Origin of the sequence: Roseivivax halodurans JCM 10272, assembly GCF_000521785.1 — a bacterium.
GTDB lineage: Bacteria > Pseudomonadota > Alphaproteobacteria > Rhodobacterales > Rhodobacteraceae > Roseivivax > Roseivivax halodurans.
On record NZ_JALZ01000040.1, the window covers coordinates 1 to 24,703 of the forward strand.

Genomic DNA, 24,703 nt, shown 5'->3' on the forward strand with positions numbered 1-24,703 from the left:
GCCGCCGGGGCCGCCGGCTTCCTGCCCAAGACGCTCTCGGCCAAGAGCCTCGTTAACGCCGTGCGCTTCATGGCGATGGGCGAGCAATACGCACCGCTCGACTTCATGCGCGCGCAGGCCGCGGAGGAGAACGACCACCCGCTCGCGCAGCAGCTCTCGCGCCGGGAGCTCGAGGTTCTCGAGGGTCTGACCCACGGCAAGTCGAACAAGGAGATCGCCCGCGATCTCGACATCCGCGAGCCGACTGTGAAGCTCCACGTCAAGACGCTCTACCGCAAGATCGGCGCCGGCAACCGTACCCAGGCGGCGATGATCGCCAAGGAGGCGGGGCTCTTCTGACGCCGCGATCTGTTCGGATAGAAACGCAGGCCCGCCCTCGTGGCGGGCTTTTTTCGTGTTGTCCTATCCGGGGGGATATACGCGGTGCCGATCGATAGCGGCGTCTATCCCGCCTCGTGGAACATGGAAGGAATGCGGACGGGTAGACAGCGGGCGAGTGTCAGGAGACCCGCCACGATGTCCCGCAAGATCGCCGTTCCCCGCCTGATCCGTCTGCCGATGCGCCAACTCTGGGCTATCCGCGTCTTTCGAGGCGGACGGGTCGCCGATTTCGGACGTATCCCCCGCTATGCGGGGATATTCGCTCTCGGGGCAGTGTGTATCTGGGCGCCGATCACGAGCTATCTAAAGACCGCACCGCTCCGCTTCACGTCGGGGCTTTCGTTGATCCTGCCGGGGGCGGGGGCATCGGCGTCGGTGAACCTCGACCGGATAGGGCAAGCATCGTCGTCGGCGAACTCCCCTTACTCCAATTCTTCAGTTAGCCCGACCGAGACCTACAAACGTCTTCTTGCTGCCCAGCGGATTGTGGGAGCGGCGGCCGCTTCCATGGACATGCATCCGCGCGATTTCGGTGAGCCGCGGATCGAACTTGTGGATCAGACGGGGCTCATCCACGTCAGCATGGTCGGAAACTCGCCCGAAGATGCGCAGGCGCGCGGTGAGGTCCTGCTCGCGGCATTCTTCTCGGAGATCGAAGCGCTACGGGCCGACGAGGCTTCTATCCGAGAGACCGGTGCGGGTGAAGCGATCGAAGATTACCGCCAATCAGTCCTCGCCACCCGGGAGGAGATCTCGCGCCTTCAGCGCGAGACCGGGCTCATCTCGGCCGAGCAGTTCGACACCCTCGTGGCCGAAACCGACGTTCTGCGCGAGCGCATGTCGGACCTGACCGCGACACTCGAGGAGAAGACCGAAGGCGTCTCAGCATTGCAGTCCTCTCTCGGAACGACGCCTCGGCTCGCTGCTGCAGCCCTTCGCCTCCACGCCGATACCGAATTCGCCGCTCTTGCGACCGCAATGTCAGACCACGCAGCGCTGCTCAGTCAGGCGCGCGGTCAATTCGGCGATAATCATCCTGAGGTCCGCTCCGCCCGCGCAGCATATGCTGCGACCGCTTCCGAAGCGGCGGCGCGTGCGGCGCAGCTGACCGACCTGTCGGGCGACGAGCTCGCCTCGCTCGATCTGAGCCATGTCGGCTCGCGCGCCGGGCTGCTTTCCCAACTCGTCACCCTCGAGGCAGAACGATCGGGCCTTGCCGCCGAGCATGCAGCGATGTCGGCGCGCCTCGCCGCCGCGGAGGAGCGCCGTATCGCGCTCATCGAGCCTGCGGCGCGTCTGGAAGATCTCAGCCGTGATTTCGAGGTCGCCGAGGCTGTCTTCGCATCCGCGATGGCCCGAAGCCAGAGCACCAAGACCGACCTCTTCGCCTCTTACCCGATGGTGCAGGTTCTCGAGGACCCGTCCCTGCCGACCGAGCCCTCCTCGCCGAAGCGCAAGCTCGCGCTCGCCGCAGGTGTTGCCGCAACGATGTTCTTCCTCATGGGCCTGATGCTCGGTTGGCTGCGCCGTCCGCTGATCGAACGGCTTGTAAACAGTACCCCGGATGTCTCCTCGGCACCCGTAATGGTCGCCGCGGAATGACCGTCCTCGCCCAGAACCCGGCCGAAGCTTTGGTCTTCAAGTCTCTGTGCTGGACCTGGCCGTTCTACTTCGTCGGCGCCCTCTACGTCGTGGGACCGGTGCTTGCCTGGCTACTCGGCGCGCTCGCGGTCCTGTCGCTCTATCTCGGACCCGCGATCCGCGACGATCTGCGCGCCCGCGGTCCGGTGCCACCCGTGGTGTGGTGCTGGTTCGCCGGAATGTTCGTGATGTTAGTCGCGCTGTGGGCGGGCCACGTGGGCTGGGACCTCGGTCTCAAGCAGACGATTAAGTCATCCGTGGGCTGGGCCAAGGGGTGGGCGCTTCTCGCGCTCTTCCCTCTTGCTGGCGCCGTGCTCCCCATCCGGCGCGAGATCTTGGTGCGCGGGCAATGCATCGTCGGCCTCTGGACGCTGGTACTGACGCCGATTCTCTTCGCCGCGCCCTACATCGGCCTGCCAGAAAAAGTCTTCACCTCGCCGCTCAAGGTCATCGGGGGCCCCGGGCCGGAGTATTTCTCCGTCTTTTTCTTCACCTGGGACCCAGGAAGCTGGACGCCACGGTGGCAATTCTACGCGCCATGGTCGCCTTTCGCGGCCCTGCTCGGGGTGCTCCAGGTCTGCTTCGCGCTCGAAGAGAAATCTATTCGCTGGAGATCTATCGGCATCGCTGCCGGGGTCACGATGATCCTGCTGTCAAAGTCCCGGATGGGCCTGGTCGGCCTTGTTGCCTGCACCACCGGTCCGCGGCTCATGCCGCTGATCCTCCGAGGCTGGGCGTGGCAAGCGATGGCAGCGGCTGCCGCCTCTCTAGCCGTCGTGGGCACCGCGCTGGCGCAGGCTGTAAAGGACGGAATCGGTGCGTTCAAAGGCGCGCGCGCCGACTCGACGCGTGTGCGCGAGACATTGCAGCGCATCGCCGGGGAGCGGTGGGAGAATGAGGCCTACTGGTTCGGCCACGGCACCGTCCAGCCGGGCGCGCATGTCGTCGAGTACATGCCGATTGGCAGTCACCACACTTGGTGGGGGCTCTTGTTCGTGAAAGGCCTCGTCGGATTTATGGCATTGCTCGTACCGCTTGCTTGGCAAACATTGCTGGCGCTCATCGACGCCGCGCGCGGGCCACGCGGCGCGCTGCCGTTGTCGATCGTTATGACGATTGTGCTGCTCAGTTTCGGAGAGAACCTCGAGATCGAGGCCTACATGTTATGGCCGGGCTTGGTGACCTTGGGCATACACGCCGCTGAACTCCACTCGGAACGCCCTGCGTCTGCATAGGGACCGTATTTGAGTAGGTTTTTGAGCCGTCCGAAGTCTGAGATGATGCTCCGTGTGGGGTCACGCGACCGTTCGGGCTGAGCTCACTGAGGCTAAGGTTGCGCTTGGCCTCAAGCTTTCGGGAGCTTATGCGACCAAGTGCCTACGCCGCTTCGTCGTCAATCCCGCTCTTTACGATCTCCTGACGCGCGTCGATCCTGTAGCAAGTGTACGGCGGGGTCAGGTGTCAGTTGGTGGTCGCGGAAACGATCGGCAATCTCAAACGCTCAGGTTTATTGTATCGCATAGAACGGAAGTTCACGGAGATCGCAGCGAGGCTCGTTTATGTCCACACTGCCTAACCCGGGCTGTTGCAGGATGCTGCACAGCGCATGGATGTCCGTTTTGGTGACTGGGCTGCAGCGATAACGGTTGTGGCTAACGGCAAGTTAGGGCCGGCCGCTACCGACCGGCCCACCTTCTTAGAGCTCCACCGCCTCCGCGATGGCGAGTGCATCTTCAAGCTCGACGCCGAGATAGCGCACCGTGCTATCCATCTTCGTATGGCCGAGCAGGAGCTGCACTGCGCGGAGATTGCCAGTTTTGCGATATATCTGCGCCACCTTGGTCCGCCGCATGGAGTGGGTACCGTAAGTGCTCGGCTCGAGACCGATAGATGTCACCCAGTCCCGCACGAGGCGTGCGTACTGCCTTGTCGAAATATGCCGGCGTTCGTGAAAGCGACCGGGCCAGAGATGCTCGGACCCGATCATCAGCGGAGCCTCGAGCCAAGTCGCGATGGCTCTTCGCGTCCCCTCGGTGATCTCGAAGCTGACCGGCCTCTGGGTCTTGCTCTGGACGATCGAAGAGCGGTGCTTGACCTGTCCGGCCGCGTAGACGTCAGCGACCTTCAGCTTCACCAGGTCGCATCCGCGCAACTTGCTGTCGATGGCGAGATTGAAGAGTGCCAGTTCGCGAAACCGCTGAGCGATCTCGAGGCGGACCCGGATCGCCCACACATGTTTCGGTTCGAGCGGACGTTTCTGGCCGATGATGCGGCCCTTGTTCCAAGCGGGACGGCAGGCGCGGATGGCTGGCAGGTTTGTAGTGGGCATAACGGTTCCTCCGATCCACCACGCCCGCCACGTCTTCAGCATCATGCCGACGGCCAAACATATCAAACCCTCCGCGCTGCGGTGACGTCACGACGCACCGAGCCTGCGGCGCAGCCGCAAGACGGCTTCGAGCCCTCAGCAGACGGATAGCGTCGATAGAGCGAGACGAGGCTTCCCACAGAGTGTACAGCGGGCAGGGGCTCCGGGACGTTTCCGACGAGAAGCCGGCTGACAGGCTTAGACACGATGACCGAATCCGCGGACAGCATAATTGGCATATATCGGCGGCATGGCGCCGCTTGGGCTAAGGCGCGCGGCACCAAGCTGACGGAGGGCGTTTGGCTCGATCGGTTCATCCGCATGGTGCGCCCGGGTGCTTCTGTACTTGATATCGGATGCGGATCTGGCGAGCCGATTGCCCGACACGTGTGCAGCCACGGCCATTCCGTGACCGGCGTGGATGCATCGCCGGAGATGATTGCTCTATTCGGGGCAAATCTTCCAAGCGAGACGACTGAACTGGCCGATATGCGCTCGCTGAACCTCGGCCTGACATTCGGCGGACTGATTGCCTGGGACAGCTTCTTTCATTTGACCCCTGAAGATCAGCGTTTGATGTTCCCTGTCTTTCGCCGCCATGCCGCAACGGAGGCCCCGTTGTTATTCACCAGTGGTCCCGCTTTCGGCGAAGCGATTGGCACTCTCGAGAGAGAGCCGCTCTACCACGCGAGCCTGGACCCAGATGAATATCGCCGGCTCCTCAATGAGAACGGCTTCGATGTCGTGGCCTTCGTTGCAGAGGACCCCGCCTGCACCGGGCATAGCGTCTGGCTTGCGCGTCGTCTGGCTTCCTGACCTTGCCGTACGATCTTCCCAGATGGGCGCGAGCATCTTAGCAAAGGTCAGCTCCGTCCGCACAGGGGGCCTTGATGGATTGCCAGATTACGCTGCAAGATACCTTGGATGGCTGGTTTGGGGAAGCTGCGTTGCCGCGATAGCCTACCCGGTGAATGTCCGGAGAGGTGAAGGATTTCCGATGCGGGCCGGGGTGTGACGATCCCGCACGGCGCTCGGGCGGCCCGCGTTGGAAATCCTCCCAAGGTGGAAGCCGCGGTGGCCAGGCTCTGTCTATGGGGAAAGTGCGCTGAGGCCTCCAACGACGGTGGGGATTGCCCCATAGCTCGAAGGAAATTGGCGGCCTCCAGAAGCGCCCTGACCCCCACGAATGCTGACGGGCGGGAGCAGGCGTCGAATTGGATCGGTGGCTCGCGGGCAGTCCACGGCTTGAGGCAAGCCCTGGGCGGTCCGGAATGAGCAAGTGCTCCCGGGTGGTGTTCTCGACAGTGACGGGCGGTTCGTCATGCGGCCTGCTCCCGTGGCGGTGCGCGCGACAGCGGCTTCTGGCCACGTCGGAAGATCTCGACGATGCGCATCGGGGCACCGCAACAGGGGCACGGCTCGCGCAGGGTATGCAGGGCAGGCTCCGTCGTTTCCCGCGCTTCCGGTTCGGGTTGCCGCTGCCCGAGCAGGTCGCGGATGCGGGCGATGGCCGCCTTGCGGGTGGCGCCGGCCAGCAGGCCGTAGTGTCGGATGCGGTGGAAGCCATCGGGCAGGACGTGCATCAGGAACCGGCGGATGAACTCGTGCGTGGCCAGCCGCATGACCTTCTGCCGATTGCCGGACTTGACGCGGTAGTCCTTCCAGCGGAACGAGACAGTCTCAGCGTCTGCGCTGACCAGGCGGTGGTTCGAGATGGCCACGCGGTGGGTGTATTGACCGAGGTAGGCGAGCACGGCCTTGGGGCCGCCGAAGGGCGGTTTGGCGTAAACGACCCACTCGACCTTGCGGAACGGCGCGAGCCAGGCGGCAAAGGCATTCGCCTGTGCCAGCCGTTCCAGTTCACCGTAGAAGGCCAAGTCACCGGCACGATGGAGAGCCAGCAGCCCGTCGAGGAACAGGCGCCGGAAGAGGCGCGACAACACCCGCACGTGCAGGAAGAACCCTGGTTTGCAGGCGACCCAGCGGGTGCCGCCCGGTGACAGGCCCCCGCCGGGCACGATCATGTGGATATGCGGGTGATGCGTCAGCGCTGACCCCCAGGTGTGCAGCACGCTGGTCATGCCGATCCGGGCACCAAGACGTTTGGGATCGGCCGCGATGGTCATCACCGTTTCAGCGGATGCCCGGAACAACAGGCCGTAGACGGCCTTCTTGTTCCAGAAGGCGATTTGCGCAATCTCCGCCGGGAGGGTGAAGACCACGTGGAAATACTCGACGGGCAGCAGGTCTTCGGCGCGTGCCGCCATCCAGTCCCGCGCGGCCGGGCCCTGGCACTTCGGACAGTGCCGGTTCTTGCAGGAATTGTAGCCGATGTGGCTGTGGCCGCATTTGGTGCAGGCCGCCACATGCCCGCCGAGCGCCTCCGTTCGGCAGGCTTCGATTGCCGACATCACCTTGAGCTGGCTCAGGCTGATATGCCCGGCATTGGCCCGCCGCCATGCAGGGCCGAACCGTCGAAAAACATCAGCGATCTCCAGCCTGGGCCGGGGCACCCCGGCACCCGGTCACTCCAGGCTTCGCTTCACGGTCTGGTCCTGCAACTTCGCTAACATCTCGTAGGGGCTGACCGTGTCGCGGATCGTCTTGGTGGCGACATGGGTATATTGCGCCGTCGTCGTCAGCTTGGCATGGCCGAGCAGAACCTGGATCACCCGCACGTCGGTGTTGGCCTCGAGCAGGTGGGTGGCGAAGCTGTGTCGAAGGGTATGAAGGGTGGCGGCCTTTTTGACCCCGGCCATCCTCTTGGCCGACGTGAATGCCCGGTTCAACTGGCGCGGCGAGATAGGGCTGATCTTTGGCTTGCCGGGGAACAGCCAGCCCTCGGGTCGTGCCTCGCGCCAGTAGTCACGGAGGAGCCCGAGCAGGCCCGGAGACAGCATGACTTTGCGGTCCTTCCGCCCCTTGCCCTGCTCGACGTGGATCAGCATCCGGTCGCTGTCGATATCGCCGATCTTGAGGTTGCAGACCTCGGCTGCCCTGAGGCCCGCACCGTAGGAAATGCTGAGCGCGGCGCGATACTTCAGGCCCGGCCCGGGCGCCGCCATCAGGATGTCGGACACCTCTTCGACGCTGAAGACGATCGGAAGCTTCCGCGGCTGGGTCCGGAACTGCATGTAGCGCTTCATCTCCTCCCGCCCGCAGGTCATGCCGAAGAAGAACCGCAGCGCGACGATCCGCACGTTGAACGTCGACGGTGTCACCCCGGTGTCTGTCATGTGGAGCTGGTAGGCCCGAAGATCCTCCGGCGTGGCCGTGTCCGGGGATCGTCCGAGGAACTTGGCGAAATCCTTGATCGCCCGGATGTGGGCCTTCTGGGCCTTGTCGCCCATACCGCGGATACGCATGTCCTCGATCATCCGCTCACGCAGCGGGGTCGTTCTCTCCTCCGTCATGGGAACCCCCTGTCTGTCGATTGAGAGGTCCCAATCGTCAGGCAGGTCTGCCCATTCCCAAATGCACGACGATCAGATCACTGCCCGACGCAGCAATAAGCGCCAATGCCGCGGAGCGGCTTCGTCCATGGGCCGTTCGCGTCGGTCCACAGGCTGGACGATGTGAGAGTTTGCAAAGTCCGCTTCTGCGCAATGCGGTCGTTCGCGCCGAGTTCAGCGATGGTTCGCTTACCTCCATCGTGCGCTAAGTAGGCTGTTTTGCGACTTTGCGCCAAGGAGGCTGGAGACCCAGGGGCGTAGTGTTGGTGCGTGTCAGGGCAAACCTAAAGTTAAGCCGCCAATGTTCGCTGGGATAAAACAGTGTCCAATTCGAGCTCCCGCAACCATCGTTTCCGACCCGGCCCTCGCCAGTCGCGGGGGCTTTGTCGTCTCCGCTTCCCCCAATGCCAGAATACCGGCCAGATCGCCGCTGAGCTCGATCCGCATCCCGTCCCGCGCGTCCGGGTCCCCCAGAGACACACCTCGCCCAGAAGATCGCGCAGCATCGCATTCGTCGCCTCCATCTGGTCGCTGCCCGTCAGCAGATCCTCCAGCCGTGCCACCTGCGACCGGTAGGTCGCCTCCAGCTCTGCCGGACCGGCGGGATCCTCATGCAGCGGTCCGAGCAATGGACCGTTCAGCGTGGTCGCTACCTGACGTTGGAAACGTTTGCTCCCGGCCGCGATGATGTCATAGGCAGCCTGCTCCGCGGCGTGACTGACCAGATCGGCCTGCCTCCACGCGCGAGGTCCACGGCGAGCGACACCGCGACAGGGAACATCGTCCGCCTGAAGAGTTACAAGAGGCGACCAATCCTGGCGGCAGTATCCTTCAGCTCGGTTGCTGCGCGCGTTACGAAGGTATCGGAAAACCTGCTTAATGGTCCGAAGACCGACAGCGTATATGCAAGTCGCCCTGTTCGCGTCCGCACCGGGACGGCGACTGCCGCGATGTCGGGTTCGACGTCGCCTCGGTTCACCGCGATGCCGTCGTCGCGGATGGCTGCCAATGTGTCGTGAAGCGCTTCAAGTGTATCGCTCCCGCCGGATGCCATAGAGTTTGCCACGACGGTCTGTCGTTGCGACCGCTCCAGATCGGCCAGCCAGATCCGACCTTGTGCGGATGCGAGCAGGTCCAGCGACGTTCCGACCTTGATGCCTACGGTGATGGGGCGATCCGCCTCCACCACGATCAGGCAGGTCGGGCCCGTCCGCCCGAGGCGGCACAGCATCACAGACTCGGACAGGCTCGCCGTCAGCGCCTCCATGAGCGGTCGCATCGTCGGAAGGACCGGGTTCGTTTCGGATGCCAATCGGCCGAGATCGGACAAGGCGTAACCGAGACGGTACCTGCCGCGGCGTACCGGAACGATCGCACCGGTCTCTTCGAGGGTGGCAAGGAAGCGGTGAGCGGTCGCCCCGTTCAGGCCGAGCTCGGATTGAACGATGTTTGCCGTGATCTCCGGCCGCTCCGGCGAGAAGAGGCGCAGGATCTCGAACCCCTTGAGCAGGGACCCGTTGAGTTGGGTCGACATGTCCGCCCTCCGTGTTGACCGCATGTGCTCAGTGGTACATAATGAGATTTATATCTCAAATAAAGATATTTCCTGGAGGAGGAAGGCGAAATGGAGATGAAACCGGTACATGATCGCTCGGTGTCTGCGGGTGCCGAGATCCTGTCACGGCTCTCCGAAGTCGGGGTCGACGCCGTCTTCGCCAACTCGGGAACGGATTTCCCGCCCGTCATCGAAGGGATCGCCGAGGCGCGTGCGCGTGGATTGCCGCTGCCGCGCTTCGTGACGATCCCGCACGAGAGCGCCGCACTGGGCATGGCGCATGGCTACTACCTGGCCAGCGGCCGCGCGCAGGCGGTCATGGTCCACACCAATGTCGGCCTCGCGAACGCGTCGATGGGGGCAATCAACGCAGCCTGCGAACAGATCCCCATGATACTGATGAGCGGGCGCACGCCCACCGTCGAGAAGGGGCGTTTCGGCGCTCGGACGGTGCCGATCGGCTGGGGCCAGGAAATGTTGGACCAGACGGCGCTCGTCCGCGAGGCATGCAAGTGGGATTACGAGCTTCGCTTCCCCGAGCAGGTGACCGACGTGATCGATCGCGCTCACGGGATCGCGATGTCCGGTCCGAAAGGGCCCGTCTACATTTGCCTTCCCCGCGAGGTGCTTTGCGAGAAGATCCCAGCAACGGACACCCGGCCCCAGATGCACCCCGCGACGGCCGCCCCGTCGCGGGACGATCTCGAGCGCGCGGCCCAGCTTCTGGTCGACGCCGAACACCCGGTCATCTTCGCCCAACGGGGCGCGGGCGATGCGCTGGGGTTCGGTACGCTCAGCGAGCTCGCGGCGGAGTGGGGGATCCCGGTCTGCCAGTACTGGGCCGTACAGCTGGCCATGGCGACGGATCACCCGATGGCAGCAGGGCCGGATCCGAAGCCGCTTCTCGAGAAGGCCGACGCGATCCTCGTGATCGACAGCCTCGCCCCGTGGTCGCCCGCGCAAGCCGAACCGAAGCCCGAGGCGCAGGTGATCCATCTTGGACCCGACCCGTTGCAGGCGCGCTCGGGCGTGAGGAACTTCCGCTCCGACATTTCGCTTGTCGGGGATGTCTCGCCCTCGATCCTCGCTCTCAAGGAGGCAATGGACAGACGCCTGACGGGCCGGCTCGCCCGGAACGAGGCGCGCGCCGCCAGGGTCGCGGAGGCCAATCTTGCGGAGCGTACCTCGCGCGAGCGTCTGGCCAGAGAGGATAGAAAACGTCCGGCCTTGACGAAGCGCTGGGTCAGCCATGCGCTCTCCGACGCACTCTCGGGGAGCGATGCCGCCGTATTCTCCGAGCTGGGGTGCAGGCTGCCGTCGATGACGCTGACCCATGACAAGGCTTGGTTCGACGGGCCGCATTCGGGAGGGCTCGGCTGGGGCTTCCCGGCCGCCCTCGGATTCAAGATGGCGGAGCCGGGGAGGACGGTGGTCGCGACCATGGGGGATGGATCCTACATGTTCGCGAACCCCGTCGTCTGCCACCAGATCGCCGAGGCGATGGGCCTCTCGATTGTCGTCATCGTGCTCAACAACAGCGAATGGGGAGCGGTGCGCGAGTCAGTCGAGGGAATGTATCCCACGGGTTATGCGGCACGCGGAAACGAGATCCCTCTGACAGGGCTGGCTCCATCGCCGGATTTCGTCGGCGTGGCTCAGTCGAGCCGGGCCTGGGCGCGTAAGGTCGCGCGCCCGGGCGAATTCGAGCAGGCGCTGTCCGAGGCGCTCGCCCGGACCCGGGCGAACAAGGGCCTCGCCCTGATCGAGGTAACCATCGGGCGGGACTGAACCGCTCCGACAGTGATTTTCTGGGAGGACAGAACATGAATATCAGTCTGATGATCGACGGCGCGGATGAACCCGCTTCGGCCAACGCAACGTTCGACCGCATCAATCCGGTGACGCGGGAAGTCGCGACGACCGCGCCCGCCGCGCAGGAGTTCGATGTCGGACGCGCGGTGGCGGCAGCCGACAACGCCTTTCCGGCATGGTCGAAGACGCCCCCGTCGGAGCGGCGCGCGCTTCTCAACAAGGTGGCCGACACCCTCGAGGCCATGGCGGGAGAATTCACCGAGGCCTACGTTGCCGAGGTCGGCTGCACGGCACCCTGGGCTGGGTTCAACGTGATGTTCGGGGCGAAGGTCCTGCGCGAGGCAGCGGCGATGACCACCCAAATCAGGGGCGAGGTGATCCCGTCCGACAAGCCCGGCACGCTGGCCATGGCCGTCAAGAGGCCGGTCGGCGTGCTGGTCGGCATGGCACCCTGGAATGCGGCAGTCATCCTCGGCGTGCGTGCGGTCGCCATGCCCATTGCCTGCGGCAACACCGTCGTTCTGAAAGCCAGCGAGAAATGTCCGCGCGTGCACATGCTCATCGGCGAGGCATTCCGCCGTGCCGGGGTCCCGAATGGCGTGCTGAACGTCATAACTCACTCCGCCGAGAGCGCTCCCGGCGTGGTCGAGGCCCTGATCTCACACCCCAAGACGCGGCGCATCAACTTCACGGGCTCGACCCGCGTCGGCAGGATCATCGCCGAGATCGCCGGGCGGCACCTCAAGCCGTGCCTGCTGGAGCTTGGGGGCAAGGCACCGCTGGTTGTGCTCGATGACGCCGATATCGACGGGGCGGTCAACGCCGCCGCTTTCGGGGCCTTCATGAACCAGGGCCAGATCTGCATGTCGACCGAGCGAATTATCGTCGACGAGAAGGTCGCCGACGAGTTCGTCGAGAAATTCACCGCCAAGGCGGCGGCGCTCCCGGTGGGCAACCCGACGGAGAACGTCGTTCTCGGGTCGGTGGTCGACTACGACACGATCGAGCGGGTCGAAGGCCTGATCTCCTCGGCTGAGGACATGGGCGCCCGCGTCACGACAGGCGGCGTGCGGAAGGACAGCACGATCATGCCCGCCACGATTGTCGACCGCGTGACCCAGGCGATGCCGCTCTTCTCCGAGGAAAGCTTCGGCCCGGTGGTCTGCGTCGTCAGGGCGCGCGACACGGAGCACGCCGTCGAGCTCGCCAACGACACCGCCTACGGCCTGTCGGCAGCGGTCTTCGGCAGTGACATCAACCGTGCTCTCGACGTGGCGGACCGGCTTCAGTCCGGAATTTGCCATATCAACGGGCCAACGGTGTCCGACGAGGCGCAGATGCCCTTCGGCGGTGTCATGGACAGTGGCTATGGGCGCTTCGGCGGCACGGCTGGCGTGGATGCATTCACCGAAACGCGCTGGATCACGGTCGAGCAACCGGGCCAGCACTATCCGTTCTAATCTTTAGCCGGGCAGCCGGCCTCCTCCGGAGATCGGCTGTTCGCTACGCGGTGACCAGGGGGCAAGCGCCTCGACGGCATCGCGCGCGCCGCTGATCCGATCGCTTCAAGCGGAAGCGTCTCCGTCGCTTTCCGTCCGATACGCCACCACGTTGTCTTCGGCACATCCTTCGATCAGATCGTGAAGCACGTCAAAGAAGACAGCCCGCCGTTCGGCGCCGATCAACCGGTCGAGATGCGCCATGTGCTCGCGCGCCTGCACTTCCATCCGGGCGAATGTCGTGCGGCCCTTTTCGGTCAGGTAGCTTGCGTAGTTCCGTCGGTCTTCCTCGACCCGCTCGCGCCGGATCAGGTCCATGTCTTCCAGCTGCCGGAGCGCCTTCGCGACGCTGGACTTGTCGCGGCCGATGCTGAGCCCGAGCTCGCTTTGGCGAATGCCCGGATTATTCCTGATCATCGACATCATGCTGAAATAGCCGGGCTTGAGTTGATCCGCGCCAAGCCGCCGCGCGAAGTCCTCGAAGGAAGCCTCGTAGGCAAGGCGCAGATGGTGGCCGGCGAACTCGTCGAGCAGTCCGAAGACCAGTGAGCCGTTCTCGCGGGCATCTGCCTGCCCTTCGTGCCGTCTTCCGGTCATGCGGGCTATCCCTTTTCGCTTCGGTCCCTTTCGGCTGCTAAACGTCACGGGGCGATCGGTCCAGATCCGTCCACCCGATCTGGGCCATCGCGTTGTCGAGCTGCGCCGCCAGGGTCTCGATGTACCGCGTCGGCCCCTCGGCTCCGAGGGCCGCGACGGAATACAGGAACGGGCGGCCGACAAACGCGAAGTCGGCGCCGGCCACGAGAGCCTTGAGCACGTCCTCTCCGCCCCGGAGCCCGCCATCGACGGCCAGCGGAAAGTCTTCGGGGACAGCTTTGCGGATGGCAGGCAAGGCGTCCCGCGTCGCGGGGGCGGAATCGAGTTGTCGGCCCCCATGGTTCGAAACCCAGATGGCGTCAGCGCCGAGATCGGCCGCCTGTGCCGCATCGGGCGCCGAGGTGACGCCCTTGAGGATCAGCCGTCCCGGCCATTGCTCGCGGATGCGCCGGAAGAGCGTCCAGTCGAGCCGGCCCGAGCTTTGTCCTGCCATCAGTTTTGCCAGCGACTGGGCCCCTGTTCCGGGCGCAGCATAGCGCTCGAGGTTGGCGAAGCGGGGCGCGCCAGCCCTGAACGTGCGAATGGCCCAGGCGGGGTGCAGCGCCAGGTCCGCGGCCATACGGGGCGTGGCTTTGAGGGGCAACGAGAAGCCGTTGCGCACGTCGCGGAGCCTTATCCCGGGGCGCGGCACGTCCGCCGTCACGACGAGCGTCTCGTAGCCTGCGTCGCGCGCGCGCCTGATCAGGTCGTCGGTGATCTCTTCGGATTTACCGACGTAAAGCTGGAACCAGCCAGACGTCGGGGCCGCGGACTTCAGACGTTCCAGCGACACTGTCGCGGGCGTCGATGCAACGTAGGGTATTCCCGCGGCCTCGGCGGCGCTTGCCAGAATGAGGTCGACTTCGGGCCACGCCAGTCCCGCCAGACCAATGGGAGGTATGCCGATCGGCATCGCCCATCGTCGGCCGAGGAACGAACGCTCGGTGGGCAATGCGCGATCGCTGTTCACCAGAACCTTCGGCTGGAGCGTCTCCCCTAACCACGCTGCCCGGTTCCGTGCGAGCCCGGCCTCAGTGCCCGCGCCACCATCGATGTAATCGAAGGCGAAACGTGGCAGCTTGCGTCGTGCGCGGCGGCGCAGATCGTCGGCGGAAATGACGCCAGCCATCAGCCTTTGCCCCGTCCCCTGGAGTGCGGGCCGGCTGCAAAATGCTCTAGCGCATCCTGATCCACGTCGAACCCGAGGCCCGGTTGATCGGGCAGTCTCAGTGTCTGACCATTGCGCTCCGGCAGATTGCGGAAGACCGCGTTACCCATCTCGACCGAGATCAGGTGCCACTCGACGAGGCCTCCGTTCATGAGGCCTCCATGCAGATGCATGTTGTGAAAGGGAAACGCACCACCGTTCGCAAGCGTGACCTGGTGGGCTTCGGCCAGGGCCGCGACCTTCTGCGCCACGGTGAAGCCGCCGCAGATCACCGCGTTCGGCTGGATCACGTCGACTGCGCCGCCCTCGATCAAATCGCGGAAGCGGAAGAGCTGACCTTCGTTCTGGCCGGCCGCGACGCGAGTGCCACGCGAGCGGATCTCGGCCATCTGGCGCACGTCGTTGCCCCGAACCGGCTCCTCGAAAAAGTCGATGCCCACGGGGCGGAGACGTTCGGCCAGCCAGAGTGCGGAGGCCGGATCGAGATTGCAGTTGGCGTCGACGAAGATCGAAGCGTCGTCGCCTATTGCCTCGCGCACTGCTGTCACCCGGGCCACGTCTTCGGCAAGAATGTCGGCAAGGTTCTCGCCTTCGGACTGGCGACGCAATGCGTGATGGCCGACCACCATCTTCAACCGGCTGACACCGTCTTGCACCAGGTACTTGGCGGCATCGGCCAGCTGCTCTCGATCGAACTGGCCGAAGCCGAAGGTTACATACAGCGGGACCTCCCTCCGGGCGCCCCCGAGAAGCTGCCAGCAGGGAAGGCCGGTCGCTTTGCCGAGAATGTCCCACAGGGCGAGATCGATGGCCGACGCGGCATGGCTGCCGTAGCCGGTCTGCCCGCGCGGCGAGACCGTCCAGTAGATCGCCTCGGCGATCTTTTCCCGGTCGAGTGCCGACATGCCTCGCAGTTTATCGGACAGAAGTGTGTCGACGATCGTCGCGATCACCTCCTCGTCCGTGATTGCGGTGTAGCCGTAACCCGTCACGCCGTCCGCCGTCCGGACCTCGACAATGACGCACGATAGCGACGCCTTCGCATGTACCGGTCCGACGTCGAGCTCCGTCGGGATATAGGCCGGGTAGGCGCGCACGTCCGTAATTGTCAGGTCCATTATCGGCTCCTCCTTTTTCTCGCCAATTTGGTGGCACAAGAAACTGTTGACAGCAAGAGCAATTGGAGAGAGCTTCGACCCCGGAGGCAAGCGGGCGCCACGTCCGCTTCGAAAAAAGGGAGGAACACCATGCGTCCGATCACCCGGATTCTCACTACCGCCGCTCTGCTGGCAGCCGCTTCTGCGCCGGCCTACGCCGATTTCCCGGAAAAGCCCGTACGGTTGATCGTGCCTTTCGGCGCCGGTGGCGGAACCGACTCGCTCGCCCGCGCCGTGCAGGCAGCCATCGACAAGCACGATCTGCTTTCCCAGCCGCTCGTCGTCGTGAATGCTGACGGGGCGGCCGGTACCATCGGCACGCGCCAGGCGCTTACCGCCGAGCCCGACGGCTACACCATCCTCCAGATCCATCAGGAAATGTTCTCGGTTTCCGCCGCTGGCCGGGTGGACTACACGCCCGCCGATTTCGAGCCGATCCTGCAGGCCACAAGCTCCTGTACCTTTGTCGCGGTGCCCAAGGAGTCGGACATGCAGACGTTCGATGACCTTGTGGCCCGAGCGAAGGAGGGGAACCTCAAGCAGGCCGACGCCATCGCGAGCGCCACGCACTTTCCTTCGGCGCAATTGATGGAAGCGATCGGCGCCCGCTGGACCATCGTGCCGACAGGTGGCACCTCTGCTCGCTTTGCGTCGCTCGAGGGTGGTTTCAGCGACTTCGCCCTGCTGTCGACGCCTTGGGTCGAGCGCGGAAGCGAGGATCTCCGGGCGCTTGCGATTGCCGGTCCGGACCGGTTCGAGACGCTTCCCGACGTGCCGACGCTGCATGAACTCGGATACGACGTCGAGGCCTGCCTGCTGCGCCGCTACTGGGCGCCCGAGGGCACACCCGAGGACGTCGTCGCCACCCTCGCCGACGCGATCGAGGCCGCACTGAACACCGAAGAGGTGCAGGAGCAGATCGACGCCTCGGGCGAGACGTTGGCCATTCTCCGCGGCGATGAGCTGCAGCAGAAGATCGACGAGGAGTACCAGTCCTTCGTGGATATCGCGGACGTGGTGCGCGGCACGTCGCAGGATTAAGGAACGGTCCGCGCCAACTGATCTTTAGAACGGGAGGAGGGTCATGCTGCGCTCGACGATACGCGGCCGTGAAGCGGAGTTGGCTTTCCTTCTCCTCGTGGTGGGTGCCGGCGCGATGGGGCTGTACATCGGCCTCACCACGCCGGCCTCCCAATGGGAACCGCTGGGTGCGGGGGCCTTCCCGACCGTGCTTGGCGGGCTGACCCTTGGACTGGCGCTTGTGAAGGCGGCCGGGCTGCTCGCAGCGCCGGCGGACGAAAGCGGGAAAGGCCCGGGCGGTGCGCTCTGGCGCATAGCAGCGGCGTTCGGCCTTATCGTGCTCTATGTCGCCGCCCTCGTCTTCCAGCTCTTTCACTTCGTGGTGGCGACGGGGTTCTTCTGTTTTGCCTTTTTTGCGCTGCTCGCCCTCGAGAAGCGTCCCATGCGACTGATCGGAATGGCGGTTGTCTCGGTGCTGCTCGCCATTGCCGTCTTCGGGATATTCACCCGGTTCTTCTTCCTAAATCTGTGAGCGACATCCATGGTCGAAGCGTTCCAGCACGTCTTCACAAACGGGCTTCTCTGGGTCCTGATCGGGACGGCATCGGGAATTTTCATCGGGTCGATCCCGGGCCTGTCGGGCGCGATGATCATCTCGCTTGCGCTTCCCATGACGTATTTCATGGACGGCCCCGACGCACTGCTTCTCCTCGTCTCGATGTATATCGGTGCGACGACCGGGGGACTGATCAGCGCCACGCTGATGCGCATGCCGGGCACGGAATCGGCGATCATGACGACGCTCGACGGATATCCGATGGCGGCGAGGGGAGAGCCGGGGCGCGCGCTTGGCCTTGGAATTCTCGCATCGTTCGTCGGGGGCACTCTGGCCTGGATTGTCCTGGCACTTCTCTCGCCGCCGCTCTCGAAGATCGCCGTCCGCTTCGGCCCCTACGAGATATTTGCGATGACGGTTGTCGCCCTGAGCCTGATCGCCGCCGTCTCGCGAGGCAGCCTCGTCAGCGGGCTCCTCTCCGCGGCATTCGGCGCACTGGTTTCGCTCCCCGGCGTCGACCCGGTTTCCGGGGAGCTTCGGATGACATTCGGGTGGCATGCGCTCGACAACGGACTGACGCTCCTGCCTGTCATCCTCGGGGCGCTCGTCCTCAGTCAGCTCCTCGAGGACTCTGGTGATCCGACACCCATCACGAGGGACCGAACGCCGTCCCGTGCGGGAGGTGTTTCGATCCGCGGGCGCGACCTTCTCGCTTACGCGTGGAGTTTCGTTCGCTCCGGCCTGACCGGAACCTGGATCGGGATTCTTCCAGGAGTTGGCGGAACGACAGCATCCATCGCGGCCTACTCCCTCGAGAAGGCCGTCTCGAAGCACCCCGAACGTTTCGGGGAAGGTGCCGAAGAAGGCATCATCGCAGCCGAAACGGCAAACAACGCGGGGACCGTCGGATCGCTCGTGCCGTTGATCACGCTCGGCATTCCCGGCTCGGTCATTACCGCCGTGCTGCTTGGAGCGATGGTGATCCACAACCTGAACCCCGGCCCGCTGCTCTTCGCCCACAACCCGGAGATCGCCTATACCGTGATCGGCGGAGCGCTCGCGTCGAATGTCGCGATGCTGGTGATCATGCTGCTCGCGACCCCGCTTCTCGCTCGGCTGATGTACGTCAACAAGGCCTGGCTCCTGCCGCCGATTGTCGTGTTCTGCGTTATCGGCGCCTTCTCGGTCTCGAACCGCTATTTCGACGTGGGCGTGATGGTGGCCTTTGCCGCGATCGGTTTCCTGATGAACCGGGCGCGCATCCCGACCGGACCTTTCATTATCGCCTACGTGCTGACCCCGATGGCGGAGGAAAGTCTGCGTTCGGGTCTCGTCCTCTACGGGGGGAGTTTCCTGCCGCTTCTGACGCGACCGGCACCTGCTCTGTTCCTCGGCATCGCGGCGGTTTCGGTCGGTGCCGCTCTCTGGGGCGAGGTTCGGTCGCGGCGGCAGGGGCAACTCTCATGAAGCACATCGGGCTGATCGTTCCGCCGGCGGCTGGCGAAGTGCCTCCCGAGGCGAGCTGGATGTATCCCGACATTCACTTTGAGGCGCGGGGGCTTGGCCTCCGCACGATGTCGGAAGACGGTTATGCCGGTGTCGTGGACCGAACGATTGACCTTGCCCGGGATCTGCGGAGGTCGGGCGCAAAGGCTATTTCGGTGATGGGCACATCACTCAGCTTCTTCAGGGGCAGAACCTTCGAGCAGGAGCTCATCGGGAGGCTCGAGGACGCAACGGATCTACCCGTCGATACGATGGCATCGGCGGTTGCCAGGGGGCTTCTTGAACTCGGCACACGGCGGATCGCCGTTCAGACGGCCTACCGCGCTCCCGTGAACGACATGCTGAGGACCTATCTCGGGGAATGGGGGCTTCAGGTGATGACACTCCGTTCCCTAAACATCGAGGCGATTGACGTTGTGGCAGACGTGACGGCAGCAACCATGATTTTGGAAGTGCATCAACTTCACGAAGAGGCGCCCGTCTGCGACGGCATTCTGATTTCCTGTGGCGGACTGCGCATGGCGGAGACATCTCCGCGGCTTCGGCGCGATCTCCGGAAACCCGTGGTGAGCAGCGCCGAGGCAGGCCTCTGGGGCGCAGTTGGGCTCCTTTCGCCGGATCGCGCGGAAGCGGCGTCCAAAGTCTTCACGGCGCCCCCGCCGCACTGACCCTCGAACGAATGTCAGAGAAGCCCGGGGAAAGGCACGTAGCCGCATCGCTTGACGTCGATGAGGTAACGGGGGGTCGAGACAGACCGATCAGCCGCGATATTCGCTTGGCGATTTCCTCAACACGCGGCGAAACACCCGGGAGAAATGCGATGGGTCGTCATAGCCGAGATCGTAGGCAATCTGTTGAACCGGCTTGATCGTATAGGCGAGTTCGCGGCAGGCTTCCATCATCACGGCCCGGTCGATCCATTCCGAAGCTGAAACGCCCGAATACCGTCGGCAGAGGCGCGAGAGGTGCGCCGAGGAGATGCCAAGAGCGGAAGCATAGTCACCGACCCGCCATCGCTTCCGCAGGTTGTCGGCAACAAGCGCCTCGAACGCCTCGATCATCAGATTTTGTCGTCCGGAAACTCCGTCGACGTCCCTGTGCAGCAACTGGTCGGCGGCAAGGCAGGCTATTTCGCATCCCAATGCCCGAAGCATCGCTATCCGGACGGGGCTGCTCGATTTGTGCCAGTCGTGAAGCCGGCGGAAAACGGAAGCCAGCGCATCCGTGGCCGGGGCCACGGCGGGAGAGGCGAGGCGCTTCAGAACCGTATCGTCGTTGTGGCAAATCCCCGGCAGCTCTTCTGCGGGAAGTGACAGGACGTATCCGTGCATTCCGTGCTGGAAGCGGAACCCGTGGACATGGTCCTTCGGAATGTTCAACAGGACAGCGTTCGAGACGTCATGGCGCGTATCGTCGAGCCACATCGAGAAGCATCCTTCCTGAACGAGCAGGAACTGATGCAGCAGCGGGTGCCGGTGCGTCCGTATCACCCATTCGTTCTGCTCGGCTCGGTCTCGAATCGTCTCGCAATGTAGGACGTCGGGAAACCGGGCGTCTTCGCCGTAGAGGGCGAACGACCTTATTCCCTGCTGAGATGTTCGATTCGTCCCGGTGATGATCGTCTCGCTCCATTCAATGCCGGGGCAACTTGCCTACGATCAGGCTCGGAGGAAACTAAAACATGCGCACCCAAGTCTGCATTATCGGCGGCGGGCCGTCCGGCCTGCTCCTCAGTCAATTGCTGCACCGCGCCGGGATCGACACGGTGGTTCTCGAGCGGCGCTCGCGCGCGTATGTTCTCAGCCGGATCCGGGCCGGAGTTCTCGAGTGGGGCTCGGTAGAGCTGCTCGACGAGGCCGGCATCGGCGATCGGATGTTTCGCGAGGGCCTGCCGCATACCGGGACGTACCTGTCGGTGCGGAACCGGGGCTTTCGCATCGATTTCGACGACCTCGTCGGCAAGAAGGTCATGGTGTTCGGGCAGACGGAAGTGACTGCCGAGCTCTACAAAGAGCGGGATGCCATGGACGGCGTGGTCATCGACGAGGCCGAGGGCGTCGCGCTGCACGATGTCGACAGCGAAAAGCCGTACGTCACCTTCACCAAGGACGGCCGCGAGCATCGTGTCGATTGCGACTTCATCGCCGGCTGCGACGGCTTCCACGGGCCCAGCCGCAAGACGATCCCCGAGAACGTCCGGCAGGAGTTCGAGCGGGTATATCCCTTCGGCTGGCTCGGGATCCTGAGCGAGACGCCGCCGGTGAGCGAGGAGCTCATCTACGCCAACCACGAGCGCGGCTTCGCGCTCTGCTCCATGCGCAACCAGAACCTCAGTCGATATTACGTGCAGGCCCCCGTCGACGATGACCTGGAGGCGTGGAGCGACGCGCGCTTCTGGGACGAGCTGCGTCGGCGTATCCCCGAGAGCGCTGCCGACAGCATCGTGACCGGCCCGTCGATCGAGAAATCCATTGCACCGCTTCGCTCCTTCGTGGCCGAGCCGATGCGCTGGGGGCGGCTCTTCCTCGTGGGCGACGCGGCGCACATCGTGCCGCCGACAGGGGCGAAGGGGCTGAACCTCGCACTCGGAGACGTTCGCTACCTGAACGATGCCCTGCGCGCATTCTACCTCGATGGCGATGATCACGGCGTGGAGACGTACTCGGAAACCGCCCTCGAGCGCGTCTGGAAGTCAGAGCGCTTTTCCTGGCAGCTGACGACGATGCTCCATCGCTTTCCGGAACAGAGCCCGTTCGACCAGCGCATGCAGGAAGCGGACCTCGCCTATCTGGAGGAATCGCGCGCGGCGCAGACCAGCCTTGCGGAAAACTATGTCGGACTACCCTTCTACGGGCGGCCGTCGTAACCCCACGAGCTTGCGACCGCGGGTCGGAGGGAAGTGTCTCGCAAGGTTGCCATTCATGAAGGAGGAGGAAGAATGAAACTCAAGCTGACAGGAATACTTGCAACCGCGGTCTCGGTCCTTGCCGCAAGCTCCGGCGCATCGGCGCAGGAGCATGTCTTCAAGCTGCACCATTTCCTCGGCGCGAACGCGCCGGCGCAAACCGACATGCTCGAGCCCTGGGCGAGGCAGGTCGAGGAGAATTCCGGCGGCTCGGTGAAGATCGAGATCTACCCGTCGATGACGCTCGGAGGTCGGCCGCCCGAACTCATCAACCAGGCCCGCGACGGCGTCGTGGACCTGATCTGGACGGTGAACGGCTATACCCCCGGCCTCTTCCCGCGGACCGAAGTGATAGAGCTGCCCTTCGTCTACGAGAACGACCCCGCCGCAGCGAACCTCGCGCTCGCCGACATGTACGACGAGTATCTCGCGGAGGATTACAAGGGCGTCGAGCCGATGTTCCTGCACGTCCATGCCGGGCAGGGGATCCAGACCGTGGAGACCGAGGTGCGCAGCCCCGCCGACGCCGAAGGGCTCAGCTTGCGGATCCCGACCCGCACCGGGGCCTGGGTGATCGAGCAGTTGGGCGCGACGCCGATCTCGATGCCGGTTCCGGACCTGCCGCAGGCGCTATCCAAGAAGGTCGTCGACGGCGCGCTCATTCCGTGGGAGATCATTCCGGCGCTCAAGATCCAGGACCAGACCCAGTACCAGATCGAGGGCCACGACAAGACCCGTTTCGGCACCACCACGTTCCAGGTGTCCATGAACAAGGCCCGCTGGGACAGCCTGCCGGAGGACGTCCAGACGGCCTTCCGCGACGCCTCGGACCGTGACTGGCTGGCCGAGGTCGGGCAGATCTGGCGCGACATCGACGAGCGCGGGATCCAGGTCGCGGTGGACGCCGGCAACGAGCACATCACCCTCACCGAGGAAGAGACCGCGGCCTTCCAGGAGAGCCTCGAGCCGGTGGTGCAGCGCTGGATCGACGATGTCTCCGGACAGGGCATCGATGGCGAAGCCATGGTCGAGGAAGCGCGCCGTCTGATCGGCGAGAACGCGTCCGGGTCCGGCAGCTGATGGCCTTCGACGAAGCGCAGACCCGCAGCGGCGCCGCCGCTGCGGTCGCCCAGGCCGTCACGGCCTGGGCGCTTCTGGGCGGCGTCGTGCTGCTCGGCATCGTCGTGATCAATGTCCTGTCGGTCGCGGGCGGCATCGTCGGCACCACATTTCCCGGCGATTTCGAGCTGACCGAGATGGGCATCGCGATCGCCGTCTTCGCCTTCCTGCCCTATTGCCAGCTGATGGACGCCAACGTGACCGCCGACATCTTCACCTCCGGCCTGCCGGAGCGGCGGGTCGCCGCGCTCCGCGCGCTCGCGGCGCTGATCGCCATGGCCTTCGCCGCGATCCTCCTGTGGCGGATGTATCTCGGCATGCTCGACCAGAAGACCTACAATTACATGACCACCATCCTGCAGGTGCCGGTCTGGTGGGCCTTCGTGCCGATCCTGGTGTCGCTGGCGCTGCTCATCGCCGCCTCGATCATCAGCCTCGCCGAGAACGCGGGCGAGGCCCGCCGATGACCGATCCCGTCACGCTCGGTATCATCGCCCTCGTCGCGCTCGTGCTGCTGATCGCGATCCGCATTCCCATCGCCTATTCCATGATCCTCGTCGGCGGGGTGGGGATCGCGCTCGTCAACGGCCCGCAGCTGCTGCTCAGCCAACTCAAGACGCTCGCCTACGGGCAGTTCTCGATCTACGACCTCTCGGTCGTCCCGATGTTCATCCTGATGGGCGAGCTCGCCATCGTCGCGGGCCTCAGCCAGGCGCTCTTCCGCGGCGCGAACGCCTGGCTCGGCTGGATGCGCGGTGGCACCGCCATGGCTGCAATCGCCGGCTGCGCGGGGTTCGGCGCGGTCTGCGGCTCCTCGCTCGCCACCGCCTCGACCATGGGCAAGGTCGCCCTGCCGGAGCTCCGGCGCTATAATTACGACGGCTCGCTCGCGACCGGGGCGCTCGCCGCGGGCGGCGTGCTCGGCATCCTGATCCCGCCCTCGGTCGTGCTGATCGTCTACGCGGTGATCGTCGAAGCCAACATCGTCACCATGTTCGCGGCGGCGCTGATCCCCGGTATCCTCGCGGTGATCCTCTTCATCCTGACCATCGCCATCGTGGTGCTGATCAAGCCCGACGCAGGCCCGCCGGGCGGCGCCGCGACGCGCGCGGATTTCGTGCAGGCGACGCTCGGCCTGATCCCGGTGATGGTGATCTTCGGGATCGTTCTCGGCGGCATCTACGCCGGCTACTTCAACCCGACGCCGGCCGCGGCGGTGGGCGTGTTCCTCGTGGCGATCTACGCGCTCGCGCGCGGCGAGTTGCGGCTCTCCACGATGACCGAGGCGCTGAAGAACACGGCCCGCACCTCGGGCATGATCTATCTGATCCTGCTGGGCGCGGAGCTCATGAAGATCTTCATGTCGCGCATCGGTCTGCCGCAGCAGGCGGCGAGCTGGATCGCGGAGTCGGGCATGGCCCCGATGCTGGTGATGATGCTGCTCCTGCTGGCGTTGATCCTGCTCGGCTGCCTGATGGATTCGCTGTCGATGATCCTGCTGGTCATCCCCTTCTTCTGGCCGATGCTGGTCGAGATCAATGGCGGCGCAATGGCCACGGCGGAGACCTCGGCCTACGGCATGAGCACGGACGATCTGAAGGTCTGGTTCGGCATCCTCGCGCTCATCGTGGTCGAGCTCGGGCTGATCACGCCGCCGGTAGGGATGAACGTCTTTATCATCTCGGCGCTCGCCCGGGACATTCCGATGATCGAAACCTTCAAGGGCGTTCTGCCCTTCTTCGTCACGGAGCTCATCCGCGTGGGGCTGCTGCTGCTGTTCCCGGCCCTGACGTTATGGCTGCCATCGGTGATCGGGGGCTGACCGGGACGGCTCTGCCGCGCGAAGAGGAAGGCCCTTCCTCTTCGCGCACCCTGTCCGGCGTCCGTCACTAGCTCTCCCGCAGACCTTCGGTCGCGAGGACCTCGTT

Annotated in this window: 22 protein-coding genes; 14 read left to right on the forward strand and 8 right to left on the reverse strand. The window is 64.6% G+C overall.

Going from position 1 to position 24,703, the window contains the following annotated elements:
• The 3 genes from OCH239_RS18590 to OCH239_RS18600 form a co-directional block, all read left to right on the forward strand.
• Nucleotides 1–339: response regulator transcription factor (locus tag OCH239_RS18590; RefSeq protein WP_037266104.1), on the forward strand; the 339-nt coding region annotated here is incomplete at its 5' end.
• A 177-nt stretch (nt 340–516) separates the two neighbouring features.
• Complete coding sequence (locus OCH239_RS18595) at nt 517–1,983, forward strand: GumC domain-containing protein (RefSeq protein WP_037266106.1); 1,467 nt, start codon at nt 517–519, stop codon at nt 1,981–1,983.
• On the forward strand, nt 1,980–3,257 hold the full coding sequence (locus OCH239_RS18600) for a capsular biosynthesis protein (protein WP_037266108.1): 1,278 nt from the start codon (nt 1,980–1,982) through the stop codon (nt 3,255–3,257). The genes OCH239_RS18595 and OCH239_RS18600 overlap by 4 nt, the downstream gene beginning before the upstream one ends.
• 461 nt (nt 3,258–3,718) lie before the next feature.
• Here OCH239_RS18600 and OCH239_RS18605 read toward each other — a convergent pair whose 3' ends face one another.
• Entirely contained in the window at nt 3,719–4,351 is a 633-nt protein-coding gene (locus OCH239_RS18605) for a tyrosine-type recombinase/integrase (protein WP_037266110.1), read from the reverse strand.
• 246 nt (nt 4,352–4,597) lie between these two features.
• Here OCH239_RS18605 and OCH239_RS18610 point away from each other — a divergent pair, with 246 nt between their 5' ends.
• Entirely contained in the window at nt 4,598–5,206 is a 609-nt protein-coding gene (locus OCH239_RS18610; protein WP_037266112.1) for a class I SAM-dependent DNA methyltransferase, read from the forward strand.
• Between the two features lie 503 nt (nt 5,207–5,709).
• Here OCH239_RS18610 and OCH239_RS18615 read toward each other — a convergent pair.
• From OCH239_RS18615 to OCH239_RS18625, 3 genes are all read right to left on the reverse strand, one after another.
• Nucleotides 5,710–6,903 carry an IS91 family transposase gene (locus OCH239_RS18615; RefSeq protein WP_037266114.1) on the reverse strand — a complete coding sequence of 398 codons (1,194 nt, stop codon included), beginning with the start codon at nt 6,901–6,903 and terminating at the stop codon, nt 5,710–5,712.
• Between the two features lie 12 nt (nt 6,904–6,915).
• Nucleotides 6,916–7,803 (reverse strand): tyrosine-type recombinase/integrase, encoded by an 888-nt coding sequence (locus tag OCH239_RS18620; protein WP_037266116.1) that lies wholly within the window; start codon nt 7,801–7,803, stop codon nt 6,916–6,918.
• An 835-nt stretch (nt 7,804–8,638) separates the two neighbouring features.
• A complete protein-coding gene (locus tag OCH239_RS18625) occupies nt 8,639–9,376 on the reverse strand; it encodes an IclR family transcriptional regulator (protein ID WP_037266119.1) in 738 nt (245 codons plus the stop codon).
• Between the two features lie 90 nt (nt 9,377–9,466).
• Here OCH239_RS18625 and OCH239_RS18630 point away from each other — a divergent pair, with 90 nt between their 5' ends.
• Both OCH239_RS18630 and OCH239_RS18635 read left to right on the forward strand, forming a co-directional pair.
• On the forward strand, nt 9,467–11,185 hold the full coding sequence (locus OCH239_RS18630) for a thiamine pyrophosphate-requiring protein (protein ID WP_244430402.1): 1,719 nt from the start codon (nt 9,467–9,469) through the stop codon (nt 11,183–11,185).
• 35 nt (nt 11,186–11,220) lie between these two features.
• Nucleotides 11,221–12,669 carry an aldehyde dehydrogenase gene (locus tag OCH239_RS18635; RefSeq protein WP_037266122.1) on the forward strand — a complete coding sequence of 483 codons (1,449 nt, stop codon included), beginning with the start codon at nt 11,221–11,223 and terminating at the stop codon, nt 12,667–12,669.
• 105 nt (nt 12,670–12,774) lie between these two features.
• Here OCH239_RS18635 and OCH239_RS18640 read toward each other — a convergent pair whose 3' ends face one another.
• Genes OCH239_RS18640 through OCH239_RS18650 form a run of 3 tightly spaced genes read right to left on the reverse strand, consistent with a single transcriptional unit; the run spans nt 12,775 to nt 15,630 of the window.
• On the reverse strand, nt 12,775–13,305 hold the full coding sequence (locus tag OCH239_RS18640; protein WP_051489608.1) for a MarR family winged helix-turn-helix transcriptional regulator: 531 nt from the start codon (nt 13,303–13,305) through the stop codon (nt 12,775–12,777).
• 37 nt (nt 13,306–13,342) lie between these two features.
• A complete protein-coding gene (locus OCH239_RS18645; protein ID WP_037266125.1) occupies nt 13,343–14,473 on the reverse strand; it encodes an alpha-hydroxy acid oxidase in 1,131 nt (376 codons plus the stop codon).
• On the reverse strand, nt 14,473–15,630 hold the full coding sequence (locus tag OCH239_RS18650; protein WP_037266127.1) for a mandelate racemase/muconate lactonizing enzyme family protein: 1,158 nt from the start codon (nt 15,628–15,630) through the stop codon (nt 14,473–14,475). Before OCH239_RS18650 ends, OCH239_RS18645 begins: the two co-directional genes overlap by 1 nt.
• Nucleotides 15,631–15,759: 129 nt before the next feature.
• Here OCH239_RS18650 and OCH239_RS18655 point away from each other — a divergent pair, with 129 nt between their 5' ends.
• From OCH239_RS18655 to OCH239_RS18670, 4 genes are read left to right on the forward strand one after another with little or no spacing between them, the layout of a single operon-like run.
• Nucleotides 15,760–16,710: a tripartite tricarboxylate transporter substrate binding protein gene (locus OCH239_RS18655; RefSeq protein WP_037266129.1), complete on the forward strand. Its 951-nt coding sequence runs from the start codon at nt 15,760–15,762 to the stop codon at nt 16,708–16,710.
• 43 nt (nt 16,711–16,753) lie between these two features.
• Nucleotides 16,754–17,221 carry a tripartite tricarboxylate transporter TctB family protein gene (locus tag OCH239_RS18660; RefSeq protein WP_037266130.1) on the forward strand — a complete coding sequence of 156 codons (468 nt, stop codon included), beginning with the start codon at nt 16,754–16,756 and terminating at the stop codon, nt 17,219–17,221.
• Nucleotides 17,222–17,230: 9 nt separating this feature from the next.
• Entirely contained in the window at nt 17,231–18,712 is a 1,482-nt protein-coding gene (locus OCH239_RS18665; RefSeq protein ID WP_037266132.1) for a tripartite tricarboxylate transporter permease, read from the forward strand.
• Complete coding sequence (locus OCH239_RS18670) at nt 18,709–19,419, forward strand: arylmalonate decarboxylase (RefSeq protein WP_037266134.1); 711 nt, start codon at nt 18,709–18,711, stop codon at nt 19,417–19,419. The genes OCH239_RS18665 and OCH239_RS18670 overlap by 4 nt, the downstream gene beginning before the upstream one ends.
• 90 nt (nt 19,420–19,509) lie before the next feature.
• Here the strand turns inward: OCH239_RS18670 and OCH239_RS18675 are convergent, their stop codons facing one another.
• On the reverse strand, nt 19,510–20,388 hold the full coding sequence (locus OCH239_RS18675) for a helix-turn-helix domain-containing protein (RefSeq protein WP_341871954.1): 879 nt from the start codon (nt 20,386–20,388) through the stop codon (nt 19,510–19,512).
• A 44-nt stretch (nt 20,389–20,432) separates the two neighbouring features.
• On the opposite strand from OCH239_RS18675, the gene pobA reads away from it, so the two are divergent.
• From pobA to OCH239_RS18695, 4 genes are all read left to right on the forward strand, one after another.
• Complete coding sequence (gene pobA, locus OCH239_RS18680; RefSeq protein ID WP_037266139.1) at nt 20,433–21,617, forward strand: 4-hydroxybenzoate 3-monooxygenase; 1,185 nt, start codon at nt 20,433–20,435, stop codon at nt 21,615–21,617.
• A 72-nt stretch (nt 21,618–21,689) separates the two neighbouring features.
• The gene (locus OCH239_RS18685) at nt 21,690–22,736 is read left to right on the forward strand and encodes a TRAP transporter substrate-binding protein (protein WP_037266141.1); all 1,047 of its coding nucleotides are present in this window, start codon (nt 21,690–21,692) and stop codon (nt 22,734–22,736) included.
• A complete protein-coding gene (locus OCH239_RS18690; RefSeq protein WP_037266143.1) occupies nt 22,736–23,242 on the forward strand; it encodes a TRAP transporter small permease in 507 nt (168 codons plus the stop codon). Before OCH239_RS18685 ends, OCH239_RS18690 begins: the two co-directional genes overlap by 1 nt.
• A complete protein-coding gene (locus tag OCH239_RS18695; RefSeq protein WP_037266145.1) occupies nt 23,239–24,597 on the forward strand; it encodes a TRAP transporter large permease in 1,359 nt (452 codons plus the stop codon). Before OCH239_RS18690 ends, OCH239_RS18695 begins: the two co-directional genes overlap by 4 nt.
• Nucleotides 24,598–24,703: the final 106 nt, after the last annotated feature.

Bases quoted from the DNA above. Each gene is read 5' to 3' on its own strand.
- OCH239_RS18595 (WP_037266106.1), top strand. From the start codon at position 517: ATGTCCCGCAAGATCGCCGTTCCCCGCCTGATCCGTCTGCCGATGCGC.
- OCH239_RS18685 (WP_037266141.1), top strand. From the start codon at position 21,690: ATGAAACTCAAGCTGACAGGAATACTTGCAACCGCGGTCTCGGTCCTT.
- OCH239_RS18635 (WP_037266122.1), top strand. From the start codon at position 11,221: ATGAATATCAGTCTGATGATCGACGGCGCGGATGAACCCGCTTCGGCC.
- OCH239_RS18665 (WP_037266132.1), top strand. From the start codon at position 17,231: ATGGTCGAAGCGTTCCAGCACGTCTTCACAAACGGGCTTCTCTGGGTC.
- OCH239_RS18640 (WP_051489608.1), bottom strand. From the start codon at position 13,305: ATGACCGGAAGACGGCACGAAGGGCAGGCAGATGCCCGCGAGAACGGC.
- OCH239_RS18630 (WP_244430402.1), top strand. From the start codon at position 9,467: ATGGAGATGAAACCGGTACATGATCGCTCGGTGTCTGCGGGTGCCGAG.
- pobA (WP_037266139.1), top strand. From the start codon at position 20,433: ATGCGCACCCAAGTCTGCATTATCGGCGGCGGGCCGTCCGGCCTGCTC.
- OCH239_RS18620 (WP_037266116.1), bottom strand. From the start codon at position 7,803: ATGACGGAGGAGAGAACGACCCCGCTGCGTGAGCGGATGATCGAGGAC.
- OCH239_RS18660 (WP_037266130.1), top strand. From the start codon at position 16,754: ATGCTGCGCTCGACGATACGCGGCCGTGAAGCGGAGTTGGCTTTCCTT.
- OCH239_RS18605 (WP_037266110.1), bottom strand. From the start codon at position 4,351: ATGCCCACTACAAACCTGCCAGCCATCCGCGCCTGCCGTCCCGCTTGG.
- OCH239_RS18655 (WP_037266129.1), top strand. From the start codon at position 15,760: ATGCGTCCGATCACCCGGATTCTCACTACCGCCGCTCTGCTGGCAGCC.
- OCH239_RS18690 (WP_037266143.1), top strand. From the start codon at position 22,736: ATGGCCTTCGACGAAGCGCAGACCCGCAGCGGCGCCGCCGCTGCGGTC.
- OCH239_RS18600 (WP_037266108.1), top strand. From the start codon at position 1,980: ATGACCGTCCTCGCCCAGAACCCGGCCGAAGCTTTGGTCTTCAAGTCT.
- OCH239_RS18610 (WP_037266112.1), top strand. From the start codon at position 4,598: ATGACCGAATCCGCGGACAGCATAATTGGCATATATCGGCGGCATGGC.
- OCH239_RS18645 (WP_037266125.1), bottom strand. From the start codon at position 14,473: ATGGCTGGCGTCATTTCCGCCGACGATCTGCGCCGCCGCGCACGACGC.
- OCH239_RS18695 (WP_037266145.1), top strand. From the start codon at position 23,239: ATGACCGATCCCGTCACGCTCGGTATCATCGCCCTCGTCGCGCTCGTG.
- OCH239_RS18670 (WP_037266134.1), top strand. From the start codon at position 18,709: ATGAAGCACATCGGGCTGATCGTTCCGCCGGCGGCTGGCGAAGTGCCT.
- OCH239_RS18625 (WP_037266119.1), bottom strand. From the start codon at position 9,376: ATGTCGACCCAACTCAACGGGTCCCTGCTCAAGGGGTTCGAGATCCTG.
- OCH239_RS18650 (WP_037266127.1), bottom strand. From the start codon at position 15,630: ATGGACCTGACAATTACGGACGTGCGCGCCTACCCGGCCTATATCCCG.